The organism is Pseudomonas sp. LS2P72 (genome assembly GCF_054897865.1).
The window spans coordinates 2,494,921-2,514,894 of record NZ_CM142708.1 but is presented as its reverse complement, the minus strand read 5'-3'; the positions used below and the strand labels follow the sequence as shown (position 1 = coordinate 2,514,894).

Genomic DNA, 19,974 nt, shown 5'->3' with positions numbered 1-19,974 from the left:
CATCGCGGGCAAGCCATGCTCCTACAGGGATTTGCGTCAGATCACGAAGAGGTCCATGAAGCGGTTGACTGGTGTCGCCTCAAGCGCAGCCTGGTTCTTGCACAACGCAAAGATCTCGGCGCTGCGCTGGGCGTTGAAGCGGGTCGCCAGGTTGGCCTTGAACTTGTCTTCCAGCAGCGCAATGCCGTCGGTGCGGCGACGGCGATGGCCGATCGGGTATTCCACCAATACGTTCTCGGTGCTAGAGCCGTCCTTGAAGAACACCTGTATCGCATTGGCGATGGAGCGTTTATCGGCCTCCAGGTATTCGCGGGTGTAGCGCGGGTCTTCGATGATGACCATTTTTTCGCGCAGCACGTCGATGATCGGATGCGCCGCGTGGAAGTTGTCTTCGTATTGCTCGGCCACCAGATTGCCGAACGCCAGCGGTACGGCGGTCATGTACTGGATGCAATGGTCACGGTCCGCAGCGTTGGCCAGCGGGCCGACCTTGGAGATGATGCGGATCGCCGATTCGTGAGTGGTGATGACGATTTTGTCGATTTCGTGCAGGCGATTTCTGACTTGCGGATGCAACGTCACTGCCGCTTCGCAGGCCGTTTGCGCGTGGAATTCGGCGGGGAAGCTGATTTTGAACAGCACGTTTTCCATCACGTAGCTGCCATACGGCCGGGAGAAGCTGAACGCGCGCTTTTCTTCGGGCTTGAGCGCCAGGTCTTTGTTGGTATGGCTGAACAGCACGTCGTAGAAGCCCCATTGTTTGGCGGTCAGTACGCCGGGGACGCCCATTTCGCCACGCATCGCGATGTCCGCCAGTCGCACGCCGCGACTGGACGCATCGCCGGCTGCCCAGGATTTACGCGATCCGGCATTCGGCGCATGACGGTAAGTGCGCAGCGCCTGACCGTCGGCGAACGCGTGGGACAACGCCGACAACAACTGCTCGCGATTGGCGCCCATCAGCTTGGCGGTCACAGCGGTCGAGGCGACTTTCACCAGGATGACGTGATCCAGGCCTACGCGATTGAAGGAGTTTTCCAGCGCGATCACGCCCTGGATCTCGTGGGCCATGATCATGGCTTCGAGCACAGAGCGAACGGTCAGCGGCGCATCGCCATTAGCCAGGTATTTTTGCGACAAGTGGTCCGCCACCGCGAGAATGCCGCCGAGGTTATCGGACGGATGGCCCCATTCGGCCGCGAGCCAGGTGTCGTTGTAGTCGAGCCAGCGAACGATGCAACCGATGTCCCACGCCGCTTTGACCGGGTCGAGGCGATAACTGGTACCGGGGACGCGGGCGCCGAACGGGACGACGGTGCCTTCCACCATGGGGCCGAGGTGTTTGGTGCATTCGGGGAAACGCAGAGCCAGCAGGCCACAGCCCAACGTGTCCATCAGGCAGTTGCGGGCGGTGTCGAGGGCTTCGGTGGATTGGATCTTGAAGTTGAGGACGTAGTCGGCAATGTCCTGCAGGACCGTGTCGTAGTCGGGGCGGTTGTTCTGGTCGACGTTGGTGCTCATGTTCGATTCACTCTTGAAGTGGTTCGTTGATGGGACCTCGGTTCAGGGCAATCTGATTCTTATTATTGAATTGCGAACCTCTGTAGGAGCCGAGCTTGCTCGCGATGACGGTTTGACATTCAACATTGGTGTCGACTGATACACCGCTATCGCGAGCAAGCTCGGCTCCTACAAAGGGATGTGTCGGTTAGAAGGAATCACCCGGCACGCGGACGTAACCTTCCATCAGAACCCGCGCACTGCGGCTCATGATGGCTTTGTTCACGGTCCATTCACCGTTCACCTGGCTCGCCTCAGCACCCACACGCAACGTGCCGGACGGATGCCCAAAGCGCACGGCATTGCGTTCGATACCGCCCGCTGCGAGGTTCACCAGCGTGCCGGAAATCGCCGCTGCCGTGCCAATCGCCACCGCCGCCGTGCCCATCATCGCGTGGTGCAATTTGCCCATGGACAGTGCCCGCACCAGCAGATCGACATCGCCCGCCGCAATCGCTTTGCCACTCGAAGCAACGTAGTCCGCAGGCTTGGCCACAAAGGCAACCTTAGGCGTGTGCTGACGCTTGGCCGCTTCGTCCAGATTCTTTATCAGGCCCATGCGCAATGCGCCGTAGGCCCGAATGGTTTCAAACATCAGCAGCGCTTTCGGATCGCTGTTGATCGCACCTTGCAGCTCCGTGCCCGTGTAACCGATGTCTTCGGCATTGACGAAAATCGTCGGAATACCGGCATTGATCATGGTCGCCTTGAAGATGCCGACGCCGGGCACTTCGAGGTCATCGACCAGGTTGCCGGTAGGAAACATCGAACCACCGCCACCCTCTTCTTCCGCTGCCGGGTCCATAAATTCGACCTGCACTTCAGCGGCCGGAAAGGTCACGCCGTCGAGTTCGAAATCACCGGTTTCCTGCACTTCACCGTTGGTGATCGGCACGTGGGCGATGATGGTCTTGCCGATGTTGGCCTGCCACACGCGAACCACGGCAACGCCGTTGTGCGGGATGCGGCTGGCGTCCACCAAACCATTGCTGATGGCGAACGAACCGACCGCCGCCGACAGGTTGCCGCAGTTACCGCTCCAGTCGACGAAAGGCTTGTCGATGGACACCTGGCCGAACAGGTAATCGACGTCGTGATCGGCCTTGATGCTTTTCGACAGAATCACGGTTTTGCTGGTGCTGGAGGTCGCGCCGCCCATGCCGTCGATTTGCTTGTCGTACGGGTCGGGGCTGCCGATCACGCGCAGCAACAAGGCATCGCGCGCCGGGCCTGGAACCTGTGCCGCTTCGGGCAGGTCTTTCAGGCTGAAGAACACGCCTTTGCTGGTGCCGCCGCGCATGTAGGTGGCGGGGATTCTAATTTGAGGGGCGATTTGAGGTGCGTGAGCCATGATGTTCCTTTTAGGATCGAGCGGGACCGCATGGCCCCGCCCGAACTCATCGTGTTAAACGGCAACCGCCGATTCTTCGAGGAAGTCCTGAGCGAAGCGTTGCAGCACGCCACCGGCCTCGTAGATCGACACTTCTTCGGCGGTGTCGAGGCGGCAGGTCACCGGCACTTCGACGCGTTCGCCGTTCTTGCGGTTGATCACCAGCGTCAGTTCAGCACGCGGGGTGCGCTCACCGATCACGTCGTAGGTTTCGCTGCCGTCGATGCCCAAGGTCTTGCGGTCGGTGCCCGGTTTGAATTCCAGCGGCAACACGCCCATGCCCACCAGGTTGGTGCGGTGAATGCGCTCGAAACCTTCGGCCGCAATCGCTTCCACACCCGCCAGCCGCACGCCTTTGGCTGCCCAGTCGCGGGACGAACCCTGACCGTAGTCGGCGCCGGCGATGATGATCAGCGGCTGCTTGCGCTCCATGTAGGTTTCGATGGCTTCCCACATGCGCATGACCTGGCCTTCCGGCTCGACGCGAGCCAGCGAACCCTGCTTGACCTTGCCGTTTTCCTGAACCATTTCATTGAACAGTTTCGGGTTGGCGAAGGTGGCGCGCTGCGCAGTCAAATGGTCACCCCTATGAGTTGCGTAAGAGTTGAAGTCCTCTTCCGGCAAGCCCATTTTCGCCAGGTATTCGCCGGCGGCGCTGTCGAGCATGATCGCGTTCGACGGCGACAGGTGATCGGTGGTGATGTTGTCCGGCAGCACCGCCAGCGGGCGCATGCCCTTGAGCGGACGAGCGCCGGCCAACGCGCCTTCCCAGTACGGCGGACGGCGAATGTAGGTGCTCATCTCGCGCCAGTCGTACAACGGCGTCACTTTCGGACCGGTGTCTTCGTGGATGGCGAACATCGGAATGTAGACCTGACGGAACTGCTCCGGCTTGACCGATGCCTTGACCACTGCGTCAATTTCTTCGTCGCTCGGCCAGATGTCTTTCAGACGAATTTCCTTACCGTCGACCACACCCAACACATCTTTTTCGATGTCGAAACGGATGGTGCCTGCGATGGCGTAAGCCACGACTAACGGTGGCGAAGCAAGGAACGCGTTCTTGGCGTACGGGTGGATCCGGCCGTCAAAGTTGCGGTTGCCGGACAACACAGCAGTGGCGTACAGGTCGCGGTCGATGATCTCTTGCTGGATCACCGGATCCAGCGCACCGGACATGCCGTTGCACGTCGTGCAAGCGAAGGCGACGATGCCGAAGCCGAGTTGCTCCAGCTCAGTGGTCAGGCCGGCTTCGTCCAGGTACAGCGCCACGGTTTTCGAGCCTGGCGCCAGGGACGACTTGACCCAAGGCTTGCGAGTCAGCCCGAGCTTGTTGGCATTGCGCGCCAGCAGGCCGGCGGCGATGACGTTGCGCGGGTTGCTGGTGTTGGTGCAACTGGTGATGGCGGCGATGATCACTGCGCCGTCCGGCATCTGGCCGGGCACTTCGGTCCATTGACCGGAGATGCCTTGGGCGGCGAGGTCCGAGGTGGCGACGCGGGCGTGCGGGTTGCTCGGGCCGGCCATGTTGCGCACCACCGAGGACAGGTCAAACGTCAACCCGCGCTCGTATTGTGCATTCTTCAAGCTGTCAGCCCAGAGGCCGGTTTGCTTGGCGTAGTTCTCGACCAACTGCACTTGCTCGTCTTCACGGCCGGTGAGTTTCAGGTAGTCGATGGTCTGCTGATCGATGTAGAACATTGCAGCAGTGGCGCCGTATTCCGGGGCCATGTTGGAAATGGTCGCACGGTCGCCCAGAGTCAACGCAGAGGCGCCTTCGCCGAAGAACTCCAGCCACGCACCGACGACTTTTTGCTGACGCAGGAACTCGGTCAGCGCCAGCACCATGTCGGTGGCGGTGATGCCCGGTTGCAGCTTGCCCGTCAATTCGACGCCGACACTTTCCGGCAGACGCATCCACGACGCGCGGCCGAGCATCACGCTTTCCGCTTCCAGGCCGCCGACACCGATGGCGATTACGCCCAGTGCATCGACGTGCGGGGTGTGGCTGTCGGTGCCGACGCAGGTGTCGGGGAACGCCACGCCGTCGCGCACCTGGATCACCGGAGACATTTTCTCCAGGTTGATCTGGTGCATGATTCCGTTGCCCGGCGGGATCACATCAACGTTCTTGAAGGCCTTTTTGGTCCAGTTGATGAAGTGGAAACGGTCTTCGTTACGACGGTCTTCGATGGCGCGGTTCTTCTCGAACGCCTCCGGATCGAAGCCACCGCGCTCGACGGCCAGGGAGTGGTCGACGATCAGTTGTGTCGGCACCACCGGGTTCACTTGCGCCGGGTCGCCACCTTGCAGGGCGATGGCGTCACGCAGGCCGGCGAGGTCGACCAGCGCGGTCTGGCCGAGAATGTCGTGGCACACCACGCGGGCTGGAAACCACGGGAAGTCGAGGTCGCGTTTGCGCTCGATGAATTGCTTCAGGGATTCGGTGAGCGTGGCCGGGTCGCAGCGACGCACCAGGTTTTCCGCCAGCACGCGGGAGGTGTACGGCAGGGTGTCGTAGGCGCCGGGCTGGATGGCTTCGACAGCCGCACGGACGTCGAAGTAATCCAGATGGCTGCCGGGCAGCGGTTTACGGAATTCAGTGTTCATCGTCAGGACTCGGTCACGGTAGTTTCAAAAGGTGGGGCCTGGCATTTGAAGTGAGACCGGTCCCCTGTAGGAGCCGAGCTTGCTCGCGATGACGGACTGACATTCAACATTGATGTCGACTGATACACCGCTATCGCGAGCAAGCTCGGCTCCTACAGGTTCCCGGTTCAGCCGGCCCTCCCCGGTCAGCGTTGTTCGATTGGCACGAACTTGCGCTGTTCGACGCCGACGTACTCGGCGCTCGGGCGGATGATGCGGTTGTTGGCACGTTGTTCGAACACGTGCGCCGCCCAGCCGGTCAGGCGCGAGCAGACGAAGATCGGTGTGAACAACTTGGTCGGGATGCCCATGAAGTGATACGTCGACGCATGGTAGAAGTCGGCGTTCGGGAACAGTTTTTTCTGTTCCCACATGGTCTTGTCGATGGCTTCGGAAACCGGGAACAACACGGTGTCGCCCACTTCGTCAGCGAGTTTTTTCGACCAGCCCTTGATCACCTCGTTGCGCGGATCGTTGTCCTTATAGATCGCGTGGCCGAAGCCCATGATCTTGTCCTTGCGCTCGAGCATGCCGAGGGTGCCTTTGATCGCCTCTTCCGGCGAGCTGAAGCGCTCGATCATTTCCATCGCCGCTTCGTTGGCGCCGCCGTGCAGCGGACCGCGCAGTGAGCCGATGGCCGCGGTGACGCAGGAATACATGTCCGACAGCGTCGATGCACAAACCCGTGCGGTGAACGTCGAGGCGTTGAACTCGTGTTCCGCGTAGAGGATCAGCGAAACGTTCATCACTTTGACGTGCAACTCGCTCGGCTTCTTGTCGTGCAGCAGGTGCAGGAAGTGGCCGCCGATGGTCTGTTCGTCGCTCACGCAGTTGATGCGTTTGCCATCGTGGCTGAAGCGATACCAGTAGCACATGATCGCCGGGAACGCGGCCAACAGGCGGTCGGTCACGTCGTGTTGTTCGGAGAAGTCTTTCTCCGGTTCGATGTTGCCCAGGAACGAGCAACCGGTGCGCATCACGTCCATCGGGTGGGCGTCGGCGGGGATGCGTTCCAGCACTTCTTTCAGTGCTTGCGGCAGGTCGCGCAGCTTGCTCAGTTTGCTGATGTAAGCGGCGAGTTGTGTTTTGGTCGGCAGTTCGCCGTAAAGCAGCAGGTAGGCCACTTCTTCGAATTGTGCGTCAGCCGCCAGTTCGCGAACGTCGTAGCCACGATAGGTCAGGCCTGCGCCCGACTGGCCCACGGTGGACAGTGCGGTTTGCCCGGCAACCTGGCCACGGAGCCCGGCGCCACTGAGTACTTTTGCTTCGGCCATTGCTGTCTCCAGTTTTCTTGAATTTGTTAGGGAAACTTGTAGGAGCGAAGCTTGCTCGCGAAAGCGGTGTATCAGACGACATTAATGTTGAATGTCAGTGCGTCTTCGCGAGCAAGCTTCGCTCCTACAGGGCTTTCGTTACTTCTTCGCGGCGAACAACGCATCGAGCTTCTGCTCGAAGGTGTGGTAGTCGATGCGATCGTAAAGCTCCATGCGGGTCTGCATGGTGTCGATGACGTTCTGTTGCGTGCCGTCGCGGCGGATCGCGGTGTAGACGTTTTCTGCGGCTTTGTTCATCGCACGGAACGCCGACAGCGGGTACAGCACCAGCGACACATCGGCAGCGGCGAGTTGCTCGGTGGTGTACAGCGGCGTCGCGCCGAATTCGGTGATGTTGGCCAGGATCGGCGCTTTCACGCGATTGGCGAACAGCTTGTACATGTCCAGTTCGGTGATGGCTTCCGGGAAGATCATGTCGGCGCCGGCCTCGATGCACGCGGCAGCGCGATCCAGTGCAGATTCCAGACCTTCTACCGCGAGGGCGTCGGTGCGGGCCATGATCACGAAGCTGTCATCGGTGCGCGCATCGACGGCTGCCTTGATCCGATCGACCATTTCCTGCAGAGACACGATCTCTTTATTAGGACGGTGACCGCAGCGTTTGGCGCCGACCTGGTCTTCGATATGAATCGCCGCCGCGCCGAATTTGATCATCGACTTGACGGTACGCGCCACGTTGAACGCCGAGGAACCGAAACCGGTGTCCACGTCCACCAGCAGCGGCAGGTCGCAGACGTCAGTGATGCGGCGCACGTCGGTCAGCACGTCGTCCAGGCCGGTGATGCCCAGGTCCGGCACGCCGAGGGAGCCGGCAGCCACCCCGCCACCCGACAGATAAATAGCCTTGAAACCGGCGCGCTTGGCCAGCAGCGCGTGATTGGCGTTGATCGCGCCGACCACTTGCAGCGGATGTTCGCTGGCGACCGCATCGCGGAAACGCTGGCCTGGAGTGCTCTTGTTGGAACTCATGACTCACCTCGTTCAGTGGCTGTCTGGTGTGTGCCGTCCTGGTAGTGACGGGCGATATTGCGTTTGGAGGCGCCGATGTGGCGGCGCATCAACAACTCGGCTAGCTCACCGTCACGGTCGGCGATGGCGTCGAGAATTCGATGGTGCTCGGCAAAGGCCTGACGCGGGCGATTGGGCGTGGTGGAAAACTGGATGCGGTACATGCGCACCAGTTGATAGAGCTCGCCGCAGAGCATCTGCGTCAGGGTGCGGTTGCCGCTGCCCTGGATGATTCGGTAATGGAAGTCGAAATCGCCTTCCTGCTGGTAGTAGCCGACACCGGCCTGAAACGCCGCATCGCGCTCATGGGTTTCGAGGACCCGGCGCAGTTCATCGATTTCTTCGAGGGTCATGCGCTCGGCCGCCAGACGGCAGGCCATGCCTTCGAGGGATTCGCGGATTTCGTAGAGTTCCAGCAGTTCGGCATGGCTCAATGAAACCACCCGCGCCCCGACGTGCGGCACGCGAACCAGCAGGCGCTGGCCTTCCAGGCGGTGGATAGCCTCACGCAGCGGCCCGCGGCTGATGCCATAGGTACGCGCCAGTTCCGGCTCGGAGATCTTGCTGCCCGGGGCGATCTCGCCCTTGACGATGGCCGCCTGAATGCGCCGGAAGACGTTCTCGGAAAGTGTCTCCGAATCGTCTTGGGCTATTACCGGGGGATCGAGTTGATCCAGCATATTGTCGACACCTTGAAAGCTGATGCCGCAAAAACTAGCGAATACAGACCTTTTAGTCAAAGGATAAATAGGTATTGTCGACAATCGTCTAATAACCGACTGCACCTTAACGATGGAGCCCCTCTGTTTATAGCCGCCTCCCGGCGCTGGCGCCATAAAACCACCGTGCTAGAATGCCGGCCGCATTTGTTTGTGACATCTGCACTGCTTGTCATAAACAGTTGATAGGCATACGAGGGAGCTTGCGCAGCGATGCCAGGGCCTTGAATCGAAGTACGGACCGCTGCGCACCAGGATTTATGAGACTCAAGCCTTTCCCCACCTTCCTTTATCTTCTTTGCCTGCCCGGTTTCGCCGCGGCGGGGGAAAAGACTGTCTACGGCCTCAACGAGTACGCCGCCCTGGACGGCATCGACCTGGAAGTCGCCGCCAAACTCGACACCGGGGCGAAAACCGCGTCCCTGAGTGCCCGTGACATCAAACGCTTCAAACGCAATGGCGAATCCTGGGTGCGCTTCTATCTGGCAATCGACGCTGCGCACTCGCACCCGATCGAACGGCCACTGGCCCGCGTCAGCAAGATCAAGCGCCGGGCCGGCGACTACGACCCGGAAGAAGGCAAGAAGTACACCGCTCGTCCGGTGATCGAGCTGAATATCTGCATGGGTTCGGCTTTACGCAGTATCGAAGTGAACTTGACCGACCGTAGCGCCTTCCATTACCCGCTCCTGATCGGCTCCGAAGCGCTGAAACGTTTCGATGCGCTGGTCGACCCCAGTCTTAAATACGCTGCTGGCAAACCCGCCTGCGCCACCGACGCTCATACCGCAGAGTAATTCCAATGCGCTCTCTTACCCTTCACCTGAAATTCCTGATCGCCATCCTGGTGGTGCTGGGTATTTCAGTCACGGCCTATCAGATCTTCGTGCTCGGTATCCCCGTGACCGAAGACGCCACCGACGACTTGTGGAACATCGACGCCAAAGTCGAGTTCGTCGCCAGTACCAAGGACCCGGTCAAGATTCAGATGTTCGTGCCGCCGCTGAGCCGCGATTACGTCAGCCTCAACGAAAGCTTCATTTCCAATAACTACGGCGTGGCCGTGAACCGTGCCGACGGCAACCGCAAAGTCACCTGGTCGGCACGTCGGGCCAAGGGCAATCAGACCCTTTATTACCGCCTGGTGCTGACCAAACGCTACACCGGTGAAAAATCCAAGCTCAAAGGCCCGACCTTCCGCGACAGCATCGCCGTCGAAGGCGCGGAAAAAGTCGCCGCCGAAGCCCTGCTCGCACCGATCCGCCAGCACTCGGCCGACGTCGAAACCTTCATCGGCGAAGCCATCAAGCGTGTCAACAATCTCAACGACGACAATGTGAAGCTGTTGCTGGGCGGCGATCCGTCCCCCGGGCACAAGGCGAAAATCGTCGAATTGGTGCTGTCCATCGCCCACGTGCCGGTGGAAAAGGTCCACACCATTCGTCTGGTGGCCGACCAACCGCAAATACCGGAACTGTGGTTGCGCAGTTTCAACGGCACCGATTGGCTGTACTTCAACCCGGAAACCGGTGAACAGGGCCTGCCGACCGACCGCCTGCTGTGGTGGACCGGCGACGAAAACCTGATCACCGTCGATGGCGGCAAGAAGGCCACCGTGACCTTCAGCCTGAACAACAGCGAAATGAACGCGATTCGCCTGGCCAAACTGACCGACGAAAACACCGACGCCAACTTCCTCGAATACTCGCTGTACGGCCTGCCGCTGCAAACCCAGCAGACGTTCATGATCATGGTGATGATCCCGATCGGTGTGCTGGTGATTTTGATCCTGCGCAACCTGATCGGCATTCAGACCCTCGGCACCTTTACTCCGGTGCTGATCGCCCTCGCCTTCAGGGAAACCCAGCTCGGCTTCGGTATTGTGCTGTTTACGGTCATCACGGCGTTGGGCCTGTCGCTGCGCTCCTACCTTGAGCACTTGAAGCTGCAAATGCTGCCGAGGCTGTCGGTGGTGCTGACGTTCGTGGTGGTGTTGATCGCGGCGATCAGTCTGTTCAGCCATAAACTCGGCCTGGAACGCGGGCTGTCGGTGGCGCTGTTCCCGATGGTGATTCTGACCATGACCATCGAACGCCTGTCGATTACCTGGGAAGAACGCGGCTCCGGCCACGCCATGAAAGTGGCGATCGGTACGCTGTTCGCCGCGTCGCTTTCGCACCTGATCATGAGCGTTCCGGAGCTGGTTTACTTCGTGTTCACCTTCCCGGCGATCCTGTTGATCCTGGTGGGCTTCATGCTGGCGATGGGGCGTTATCGCGGCTACCGCCTGACCGAACTGGTGCGTTTCAAGGCCTTCCTGAAGAAGGCTGACGCCTGATGTTCGGCTTCTGGAAGACCTGGAAGGCCCTGGAAGCCCGGGGCATCATGGGGATCAATCGGCGTAACGCGGACTACGTGCTCAAGTACAACAAGCGCAGTCTGTACCCGATCGTCGATGACAAGATCATCACCAAGGAACGCGCCATCGCCGCCGGCATTCATGTGCCGGAACTGTATGGCGTGATTTCCACCGAGAAAGAAATCGACAACCTCCACGACATCATCGGCGGGCGCAACGACTTCGTGATCAAACCGGCCCAGGGCGCGGGCGGTGACGGCATCATTGTGGTGGCCGACCGGTTCGAGGGGCGCTATCGCACAGTGTCCGGCAAGATCGTCGACCATGAAGAACTCGAGCACCATATCTCGAGCATCCTCACCGGCCTGTATTCCCTGGGCGGTCACCGGGATCGGGCGCTGATCGAGTACCGCGTGACCCCGGACCAGATCTTCAAGAGCATCAGCTATGAAGGCGTGCCGGACATTCGGATCATCGTGCTGATGGGCTATCCGGTGATGGCCATGCTGCGGCTACCCACCCGCCAGTCCGGCGGCAAGGCCAACCTGCACCAGGGCGCCATTGGCGTCGGCGTGGACTTGGCCACCGGCCTGACCCTGCGCGGCACCTGGCTGAACAACATCATCACCAAACACCCCGACACCACCAACGCAGTGGATGGCGTGCAACTGCCCTACTGGGACGGCTTCATGAAACTTGCCGCCGGTTGCTATGAGCTGTGCGGGCTGGGTTATATCGGTGTCGACATGGTGCTGGACCAGGAGAAAGGGCCGCTGATTCTTGAGCTCAACGCCCGGCCGGGGTTGAACATTCAGATTGCCAATGATTGCGGGCTGACGTTGCGCACGCATGCAGTTGAAGCGCGACTGGAAGAGTTGAAGGCTCGCGGGGTTGTTGAGACGGTTGAGGAACGGGTTGAGTTTGTTCAGGAAATGTTTGGGCATATTCCTGCGGTTGAGGGCTGACCTTGTGGCGAGGGGATTCATCCCCGTTGGGCAGCGAAGCGGCCCCAAAATCAGGCCTGCTGCGCAGTCCAACGGGGATGAATCCCCTCGCCACGGGTCTCTCACCCATTGCCCCCAACCTGCCAATCCCCGACATCCCCTCTAGGAGCAATTCCCCGAGGAGACTACAATCGCCACCCCCGCCTCGTTGGCTGATCTGCCCCGCCCATGTTGACCTGTTCCGTACACCCGCTCCCCTATCGCGCCAACCCCGCCGAGTACTTCGCGGCGATTCGTCATGCCCCCGGTGCCGTGCTGCTCGACAGTGGCCGACCAACCGCCGATCGCGGTCGCTACGACTTGCTCAGTGCCTGGCCACTGGAGCAAATAGCGGTATTGCCTGACGAAAGTGGCAGCGATTTCCTGCAACGCCTTCGCGACAATCTGACACGACTCGGTGAAGCGGCTGTTCCTTGCGATTTGCCCTTCGCTGGCGGCCTCATCGGTTACCTGAGCTACGACTTCGGTCGGCATCTGGAAAACCTGCCGAGTCAGGCGCAGGACGATCTGCAACTGCCCGATGCTCGTTTCGGACTGTACGACTGGGCGCTGATCAGCGATCACCAACTGAGTACAAGTCAGTTGGTCTTCCACCCGTCGCTGATCGACAGCGAACGTCAGCGCCTGATCACGCTATTCAGTAAGCCTACCGCTGAAGCAGTCGAGCCTTTCACGTTGAAAGCCCCGATGAAGGCCGACCTTAGCGCTGACGAATATCGCCAGGCGCTCGAACGCATTCAGCAGTACATCCAGGCCGGCGACTGCTACCAGGTCAACTTCGCCCAGCGTTTCCGCGCTCAGTGCCAGGGCGATCCATGGGCCGCCTATTGCGCGCTGCGGGCGGCGTGCCCGACGCCGTTTTCCGGTTTCCAGAGCCTGCCCGACGGCGGTGCGGTGTTGAGTCTGTCGCCAGAACGCTTCGTCAAAGTCAGCGAACGCCATGTGGAAACCCGCCCGATCAAAGGCACCCGCCCTCGCGGACTGACCGCTGCCGAAGATGCGGCAAACGCCGCCGACCTGCTGGCCAGCCCCAAGGACCGCGCAGAAAACCTGATGATCGTCGACTTGCTGCGAAATGACCTCGGCCGCACTTGCCGTACCGGTTCGGTGCGGGTACCGGAGTTGTTCAGCCTGGAAAGCTACCCGAACGTGCATCACCTGGTGAGCAGCGTCACCGGGGAACTGGCGGATGACCGGGACGCCCTGGACCTGATCGCTGGCAGCTTCCCTGGCGGCTCGATTACCGGCGCACCGAAAATTCGCGCAATGCAGATCATCGACGAGCTGGAGCCGACGCGTCGTGGGTTGTACTGCGGGTCTTTGCTGTATCTGGATGTGCGCGGCGAGATGGACAGCTCCATCGCCATTCGCAGCTTGCTGGTCAAGGATGGGCAGGTGTGTTGCTGGGGCGGTGGCGGGATCGTCGCGGATTCCGAGTGGCAGGCCGAGTATCAGGAATCGATCACAAAGGTGAAGGTGTTGCTCGATACCCTTCAAAACCTCTAAAAGCATCAAAAGCTTCGCGAGCAGGCTCGCTCCCACAGGGGTTCGCATTCCAATGTGGGAGCGAGCCTGCTCGCGAAGGCGTCCTCAAATACGACTACAAACTCAACGCCCGATTCGAAGCCTTGATGAATTCCTGCTTCAGCTCTTCAAAGCTGTGCACCGCCGGGAACTGCGGAAACTCGCGAATCACATTGTCCGGCGCATGGAACAGAATCCCCGCATCCGCCTCGCCCAGCATCGTGGTGTCGTTGTAGGAATCCCCCGCCGCGATCACCCGGTAGTAAAGGCTCTTGAAGGCCAAAACCGACTGGCGCTTGGGATCTTTCTGACGCAACTGATAGCTCGTCACCCGACCGGAATCGTCAGTAATCAGACGATGGCAGAGCAATGTCGGGAAGCCCAATTGACGCATCAGCGGCTGGGAGAACTCGTAGAACGTGTCCGACAGAATCACCACCTGAAAGCGCTCACGCAGCCAGTCGACGAACTCTATGGCGCCGTCCAGCGGCTTGAGCGTGGCGATCACTTCCTGGATGTCGGTGAGTTTCAAGCCGTGCTCATCGAGAATCCGCAGGCGCTGCTTCATCAGCACGTCGTAGTCGGGGATGTCCCGGGTGGTAGCCCTGAGGGATTCGATCCCGGTTTTTTCGGCGAAGGCGATCCAGATTTCCGGGACCAATACACCTTCAAGATCCAGACAGGCAATTTCCACAAGACACTCCCATTTGTATTGATTATTGAGTCGAGCGAGCCAAAAGACTGCCGAACTCTAGCGACTCAGGCTGACCGGTGCAACGCATAGGGCGCGCCAGCGGCTGCAGGATTTTGTTACCATCAGCCCCATATAGAGCGCCCAGCGCCACCGACCTGTAGGAAGCCGCCCTGATGAGCCCATCGTTCGATGTCGTGGAACTCGCCACGACCTATGCCAACAAATCCGCCCAGGACATCCTGAAACTCGCGTTCGCCGAGTTTGGCGATGACCTGTGGATATCTTTCAGCGGCGCCGAGGACGTAGTGCTGGTGGACATGGCCTGGAAGCTGAACAAGAACGTCAAGGTGTTCAGCCTCGACACCGGCCGCTTGCACCCCGAGACCTACCGCTTCATCGATCAGGTGCGCGAGCACTACAAGATCGACATCGAACTGGTGTCGCCGGACTACACCAAGCTCGAACCTTTCGTGAAGGAAAAGGGCCTGTTCAGTTTCTACAAGGACGGCCATGGCGAATGCTGCGGTATCCGCAAGATCGAGCCGCTGCGTCGCAAGCTCTCCGGGGTGACGGCCTGGGCCACCGGTCAGCGTCGGGATCAGAGCCCTGGCACTCGTAGCGCCGTCGCGGTGCTGGAAATCGACACCGCGTTCTCCACCCCGGAACGCACCCTGTACAAATTCAACCCGCTCGCGCAAATGACCAGTGAAGAGATCTGGGGTTACATCCGCATGCTGGAGCTGCCGTACAACAGCCTGCACGAACGCGGGTTCATCAGCATCGGCTGCGAGCCCTGTACCCGTCCGGTGCTGCCGAACCAGCACGAGCGCGAAGGTCGCTGGTGGTGGGAAGAAGCGACGCAGAAAGAATGCGGGCTCCATGCGGGCAACATCATCAGCAAATCCAAGGCATAACCTCCCGCCTTGTGAGGATCCCCTGTGGGAGCGAGCCTGCTCGCGATAACGGAATGACATCCGACCTGAATGTCGACTGATCCACCGCTATCGCGAGCAGGCTCGCTCCCACAGGTTGGATGTACGCTTACAAAATGTGTACACACAAATGTCACCATAGGTGCCATTTGTGTGTGCACTTCTCATTTCAGCGCCCCAAAAAGTTACACACCCCAGCCCTGACTTCCTCAGTCGACCTTTCGTAAGCATTCCGCTAAAAAAATAAATACCTGTTCAAACAGTCAATTTATATCGCCTTTATTTCAGTCACTTATCGAATAACGATAACAAAACGAAATTAGCGGCGAATTTCATAGATCGCTGACTGGCATGGATCTGGCTTAAGTGCATACATGTTTTGTATACAATCATATCAAAACATACACACACTTTAGATCCGCAAGCCTGAAGCGCCCTATCCCGTACAGGCTGCAGATGCCCCGTAACCAATGATGCTTACTGCCCGCGACGAAGATTTGTCGAGCCAACGCTCATGCACAGTCATCGCGACGCCAAGCTCGGAGCCTGCCGGAATGCGTAGTAACCTCTCCAATAACAACATCGCGCTGGATCTTCCCTCCTTCCCACCCACTTCAACCCCTCACGACCAAACGTTTCAAGAACCCGTCGTACTCAGCCCTCGCCTGCACAACAAGGACCTCGCGCCAACCAAAGCCGAAGGTCGACGCTGGGGCCGCTACAGCATCTTCGCCCTGTGGACCAACGACGTTCACAACATCGCCAATTATTCATTCGCCATCGGGCTGTATGCGCTCGGACTGGGCGGCTGGCAAATCCTGCTGTCCCTGGGGATCGGCGCGGCGTTGGTGTATTGGTTCATGAACCTCTCCGGTTACATGGGACAAAAGACCGGCGTGCCATTTCCTGTCATCAGCCGGATCAGTTTCGGCATTCACGGGGCGCAGATTCCTGCATTGATCCGCGCCGTGATCGCCATTGCCTGGTTCGGGATTCAGACGTACCTGGCCTCGGTGGTCTTTCGCGTACTGCTGACGGCAGTTCATCCCGGCTTCGCTGACTACGACCACAACTCGATCCTCGGTCTATCGAGCCTGGGCTGGGTGTGCTTCGTGGCGATCTGGTTCGTGCAACTGGCAATTCTCGCCTACGGCATGGAGATGGTTCGGCGTTACGAAGCGTTCGCCGGGCCGGTGATTCTGCTGACCGTCGCCGCCCTCGCCGGGTGGATGTACTTTCAGGCCAACGCGACCATCGCCTGGTCGATCCGCGTACCGCTGACCGGCGGCGAGATGTGGCGCAACATCTTTGCCGGTGGTGCGTTGTGGCTGTCGATCTACGGCACGCTGATCCTCAACTTCTGCGACTTCGCTCGTTCTTCGCCGTGCCGCAAGACCATCAAGGTCGGCAATTTCTGGGGCCTGCCGGTAAATATTCTGGTGTTCGCCAGCATCACCGTCCTGCTCTGCGGCGCGCAATTTCAGATCAATGGACGGATCATCGAAAGCCCGACCGAAATCATCGCCGCGATTCCCAACACCTTCTTTCTGGTGCTCGGCTGCCTGGCGTTCCTGATCGTCACCGTGGCGGTGAACATCATGGCCAACTTCGTCGCCCCGGCCTTCGTGTTGAGCAACCTGGCGCCCAAATACCTGACGTTCCGCCGCGCCGGGCTGATCAGCGCGACCATCGCGGTGCTGATCCTGCCGTGGAACCTCTACAACAGCCCGTTGGTGATCGTGTATTTCCTGTCCGGCCTCGGCGCCCTGCTCGGCCCGTTGTACGGCGTGATCATGGTCGACTACTGGCTCGTACGAAAAGGTCAGGTCAACGTGCCGCAGTTGTACAGCGAAGACCCTAACGGCGCTTATTACTACAGCCGCGGAGTCAATTTACGCGCTGTCGCGGCGTTCATTCCTGCCGCGCTGATCGCCATTGTCCTGGCGCTGGTACCGGGTTTTGACAGCGTATCGCCCTTCTCCTGGCTGATTGGTGCCGGGATTGCCGGGATGCTCTACCTGATCATCGCCAAACGGCAGCCCCATTACGCAGATGTCAGCGGTGAAGCCATCGCCGTCGATAACGTCAGCCATTAATCCCTTGGCGGCCCGGCTGCGTCGGGCCGCAGAACCACCCGTTATTAAGGACTTCCCATGCGAATTCTCGTGGTCAACGTCAACACCACCGAGTCCATCACCCAGGCCATCGCGCGTTCGGCTCAGTCCGTGGCCGCGCCAGGCACGGAAATCATCGGCCTGACGCCCTACTTCGGTGCGGACTCCATCGAAGGAAATTTCGAAAGTTATCTGGCCGCCATCGCGGTGATGGATCGAGTGATGGCTTATGACCAACCCTTCGACGCCGTGATCCAGGCCGGTTACGGCGAACACGGCCGCGAAGGTTTGCAGGAGTTGCTCAACGTGCCGGTGGTGGACATCACCGATGCGGCGGCCAGCACCGCCATGTTCCTCGGCCATGCCTACTCGGTCGTCACCACGCTGGACCGCACCGTGCCGCTGATCCAGGATCGCCTCAAACTGTCCGGACTCTGGGACCGTTGCGCGTCGGTGCGGGCCAGTGGTTTGGCGGTACTGGAACTGGAATCCGATCCTGAACGTGCGCTGGAGGCAATTATTCGTCAGGCGGAATTGGCCGTGCTGGAAGACAAGGCCGAGGTGATTTGCCTGGGCTGCGGCGGCATGGCCGGACTGGATGAACTGATTCGTCAGCGCACCGGGGTGCCGGTGGTGGAGGGTGTGACCGCGGCGGTGACGATTGCCGAGTCGTTGGTGCGATTGGGCTTGTCGACGTCCAAAGTGCGGACTTATGCGACGCCGCGGTCGAAGAAAATTATCGGCTGGCCGGGGCGTTTCGGGCGGTAGACCGCGTTATCGTTCCTCGCGGGCAAGCCTCGCTCCTACAATGGGTCTGTGTCGTTCACAAATCCAATGTGGGAGCGAGCCTGCTCGCGATGGCCGCTCCTCGGTTTTGAAGCTGGCTCATAGCGCACTAAACCGCTGCCCCAACCCCTGCTCCGCAAACTGCTCAATGACGAAATCCACAAACGCCCGGGTCTTGCCGGGCAGCAGTTTGTGCTCCGCGTAATAGATCGAAATGTTGCCATCGTCGACAAACCAGTCCGGCAGCACCCGCTGCAAGGTCCCGGCCTCCAGATAGCCCACGGCAAACGGCATGCTCACCAGCGCAATGCCCAACCCTTGGGCGGCCGTGGCGCAGGCTGCCTCCGAATCACTCATGGTCATCCGCGCCTTGAGCGTCAGCGGGCTGTGTTGCTGGGTGCGGCTGGTCAATTGCCAGGAGCGCACACGCCCCGTCTGCGGCGATCGAATCAGGATGCCATCGTGATGCTTCAGATCATCGGGCTCGGCAATCACCTCACGCCCTGCAAGATAATCGGCTGACGCGACAAGCACCCTATGGGCCGGCGTCAGCTTGCGCGCAACCACCCCCTGCGGCAGCTCGAATCCCCCACCAATCGCCGCATCGAAACCCTGAGCGATCAGGTCGACCTGACGGTTATCGAAATGCCAGTCCGGGTTGATCGCCGGAAAACGCCGCAGAAACTCCCCGAGCAACGGCACGACATACAACCGCCCGAACACCGTACCCATGCTGACCTTCAACGTCCCCGCGGGTAGCCCCTCGGCGCTGGCCAGATTGGCCACGGCATTCTGGATCGTGTGAAGACTGGAACTCACTTCGCCGAGAAACCGATGACCCGCTTCAGTGAGCGTCAGGCTGCGAGTGCTGCGCTGAAACAGCCGCACACCCAGCCGCGCCTCAAGTTTTGCAACACTCTTGCCCACCGCCGCCGGGGTCAGACTCAGACGGCGCGCGGCTTCGGCGAAGCTGCCGACCTCGGCACTGCGCACGAAGCATTCGATACTGCTGAAGGTTTCCATAAGCGCCACTATGAACTTCTGGTTTACACAGACTATCGCAATTACCGTCTACTCAGCCGGTAACCCTGAATCGATACTAGGCTCCATCAACCGAGACATCTCGCCTCGGGACTTTGGAGATCGATATGACTACTCAGAACCTCAGCGGCAAAGTGGCTTTGATTCAAGGCGGATCCCGCGGTATCGGCGCCGCCATTGTCAAACGCCTGGCCGCTGAAGGCGCGACAGTGGCCTTCACCTACGTCAGCTCCACGGCCAAAGCCGAAGAATTGCAAAACAGCATCACCGGTAACGGCGGCAAAGCCCTCGCCATCAAGGCTGACAGCGCCGACGCCGAGGCCATCCGCAACGCCGTGAGCGCCACCGTAAAAGCCTTTGGTCGCCTGGACATTCTGGTCAACAACGCTGGCGTGCTGGCCGTTGCACCGTTGGAAGATTTCACACTCGAAGACTTCGACCAGACCCTCGCGATCAACGTACGCAGCGTATTCATCGCCACCCAGGCCGCAGCCAAGCACATGACCGAAGGCGGTCGCATCATCAACATCGGCAGCACCAACGCCGACCGCATGCCCTTCGCCGGTGGTGGCCCGTACGCCATGAGCAAGTCGGCGCTGGTCGGCCTGACCAAAGGCCTGGCGCGCGACCTCGGCCCGCGCGGCATCACCATCAACAACGTGCAACCGGGCCCGGTCGACACTGACATGAACCCGGCGAGTGGCGACTTCGCCGAAAGCCTGATCCCGTTGATGGCGGTGGGTCGTTACGGCAAAGCGGAAGAAATCGCCAGCTTCGTCGCCTACCTCGTCGGTCCGGAAGCTGGCTACATCACCGGTGCCAGCCTGACCATCGACGGTGGTTTCGGCGCCTGATGTTCT

The 19,974-nt window shown here is 60.1% G+C and carries 16 protein-coding genes; 8 read left to right on the top strand and 8 right to left on the bottom strand.

From position 1 onward, the window contains the following. Positions 1 to 36: 36 nt before the first annotated feature. The 6 genes from prpD to ACYZUA_RS11625 all read right to left on the bottom strand — a co-directional run bounded on the left by prpD (position 37) and on the right by ACYZUA_RS11625 (position 8,618). Complete coding sequence (gene prpD, locus ACYZUA_RS11650) at positions 37 to 1,521, bottom strand: 2-methylcitrate dehydratase (protein WP_461963204.1); 1,485 nt, start codon at positions 1,519 to 1,521, stop codon at positions 37 to 39. 187 nt (positions 1,522 to 1,708) lie between these two features. Then, positions 1,709 to 2,911, bottom strand: coding sequence for a 2-methylaconitate cis-trans isomerase PrpF (gene prpF, locus ACYZUA_RS11645; RefSeq protein ID WP_461963203.1), 1,203 nt, complete (start codon positions 2,909 to 2,911; stop codon positions 1,709 to 1,711). Between the two features lie 54 nt (positions 2,912 to 2,965). Next, the gene (gene acnD / locus ACYZUA_RS11640) at positions 2,966 to 5,560 is read right to left on the bottom strand and encodes a Fe/S-dependent 2-methylisocitrate dehydratase AcnD (protein WP_461963202.1); all 2,595 of its coding nucleotides are present in this window, start codon (positions 5,558 to 5,560) and stop codon (positions 2,966 to 2,968) included. Between the two features lie 185 nt (positions 5,561 to 5,745). Beyond that, complete coding sequence (gene prpC, locus ACYZUA_RS11635; RefSeq protein WP_461963201.1) at positions 5,746 to 6,873, bottom strand: bifunctional 2-methylcitrate synthase/citrate synthase; 1,128 nt, start codon at positions 6,871 to 6,873, stop codon at positions 5,746 to 5,748. A 138-nt stretch (positions 6,874 to 7,011) separates the two neighbouring features. Next, positions 7,012 to 7,902 (bottom strand): methylisocitrate lyase, encoded by an 891-nt coding sequence (gene prpB / locus ACYZUA_RS11630; protein ID WP_010456549.1) that lies wholly within the window; start codon positions 7,900 to 7,902, stop codon positions 7,012 to 7,014. Further along, a complete protein-coding gene (locus ACYZUA_RS11625) occupies positions 7,899 to 8,618 on the bottom strand; it encodes a GntR family transcriptional regulator (protein ID WP_176471555.1) in 720 nt (239 codons plus the stop codon). The genes prpB and ACYZUA_RS11625 overlap by 4 nt, the downstream gene beginning before the upstream one ends. 302 nt (positions 8,619 to 8,920) lie before the next feature. Here ACYZUA_RS11625 and rloA point away from each other — a divergent pair, with 302 nt between their 5' ends. From rloA to pabB, 4 genes are all read left to right on the top strand, one after another. Further along, on the top strand, positions 8,921 to 9,457 hold the full coding sequence (gene rloA, locus ACYZUA_RS11620) for a retropepsin-like aspartic peptidase RloA (RefSeq protein ID WP_461963200.1): 537 nt from the start codon (positions 8,921 to 8,923) through the stop codon (positions 9,455 to 9,457). A 5-nt stretch (positions 9,458 to 9,462) separates the two neighbouring features. Then, a complete protein-coding gene (gene rloB / locus ACYZUA_RS11615) occupies positions 9,463 to 10,998 on the top strand; it encodes an osmotic stress tolerance membrane protein RloB (RefSeq protein ID WP_461963199.1) in 1,536 nt (511 codons plus the stop codon). After that, complete coding sequence (locus tag ACYZUA_RS11610) at positions 10,998 to 11,984, top strand: alpha-L-glutamate ligase-like protein (protein ID WP_461963198.1); 987 nt, start codon at positions 10,998 to 11,000, stop codon at positions 11,982 to 11,984. The genes rloB and ACYZUA_RS11610 overlap by 1 nt, the downstream gene beginning before the upstream one ends. 207 nt (positions 11,985 to 12,191) lie before the next feature. After that, a complete protein-coding gene (pabB, locus tag ACYZUA_RS11605) occupies positions 12,192 to 13,529 on the top strand; it encodes an aminodeoxychorismate synthase component I (protein WP_461963197.1) in 1,338 nt (445 codons plus the stop codon). 94 nt (positions 13,530 to 13,623) lie between these two features. Here pabB and thrH read toward each other — a convergent pair whose 3' ends face one another. Next, a complete protein-coding gene (thrH, locus tag ACYZUA_RS11600; protein ID WP_461963196.1) occupies positions 13,624 to 14,241 on the bottom strand; it encodes a bifunctional phosphoserine phosphatase/homoserine phosphotransferase ThrH in 618 nt (205 codons plus the stop codon). A gap of 173 nt (positions 14,242 to 14,414) precedes the next feature. Here thrH and ACYZUA_RS11595 point away from each other — a divergent pair, with 173 nt between their 5' ends. The 3 genes from ACYZUA_RS11595 (at position 14,415) to ACYZUA_RS11585 (ending at position 18,055) form a co-directional block, all read left to right on the top strand. Further along, on the top strand, positions 14,415 to 15,155 hold the full coding sequence (locus ACYZUA_RS11595; protein ID WP_008042297.1) for a phosphoadenylyl-sulfate reductase: 741 nt from the start codon (positions 14,415 to 14,417) through the stop codon (positions 15,153 to 15,155). Positions 15,156 to 15,727: 572 nt separating this feature from the next. Beyond that, positions 15,728 to 17,269: an NCS1 family nucleobase:cation symporter-1 gene (locus tag ACYZUA_RS11590; protein ID WP_461963195.1), complete on the top strand. Its 1,542-nt coding sequence runs from the start codon at positions 15,728 to 15,730 to the stop codon at positions 17,267 to 17,269. Positions 17,270 to 17,326: 57 nt separating this feature from the next. After that, complete coding sequence (locus ACYZUA_RS11585) at positions 17,327 to 18,055, top strand: aspartate/glutamate racemase family protein (protein ID WP_461963194.1); 729 nt, start codon at positions 17,327 to 17,329, stop codon at positions 18,053 to 18,055. Between the two features lie 117 nt (positions 18,056 to 18,172). Here ACYZUA_RS11585 and ACYZUA_RS11580 read toward each other — a convergent pair whose 3' ends face one another. Then, positions 18,173 to 19,096, bottom strand: a complete 924-nt coding sequence (locus tag ACYZUA_RS11580; RefSeq protein WP_461963193.1) for a LysR family transcriptional regulator — start codon at positions 19,094 to 19,096, stop codon at positions 18,173 to 18,175. A gap of 125 nt (positions 19,097 to 19,221) precedes the next feature. Between ACYZUA_RS11580 and ACYZUA_RS11575 the strand changes: the two genes are divergently transcribed. Further along, on the top strand, positions 19,222 to 19,968 hold the full coding sequence (locus tag ACYZUA_RS11575; RefSeq protein WP_461963192.1) for a 3-oxoacyl-ACP reductase family protein: 747 nt from the start codon (positions 19,222 to 19,224) through the stop codon (positions 19,966 to 19,968). Positions 19,969 to 19,974 lie beyond the last annotated feature (6 nt).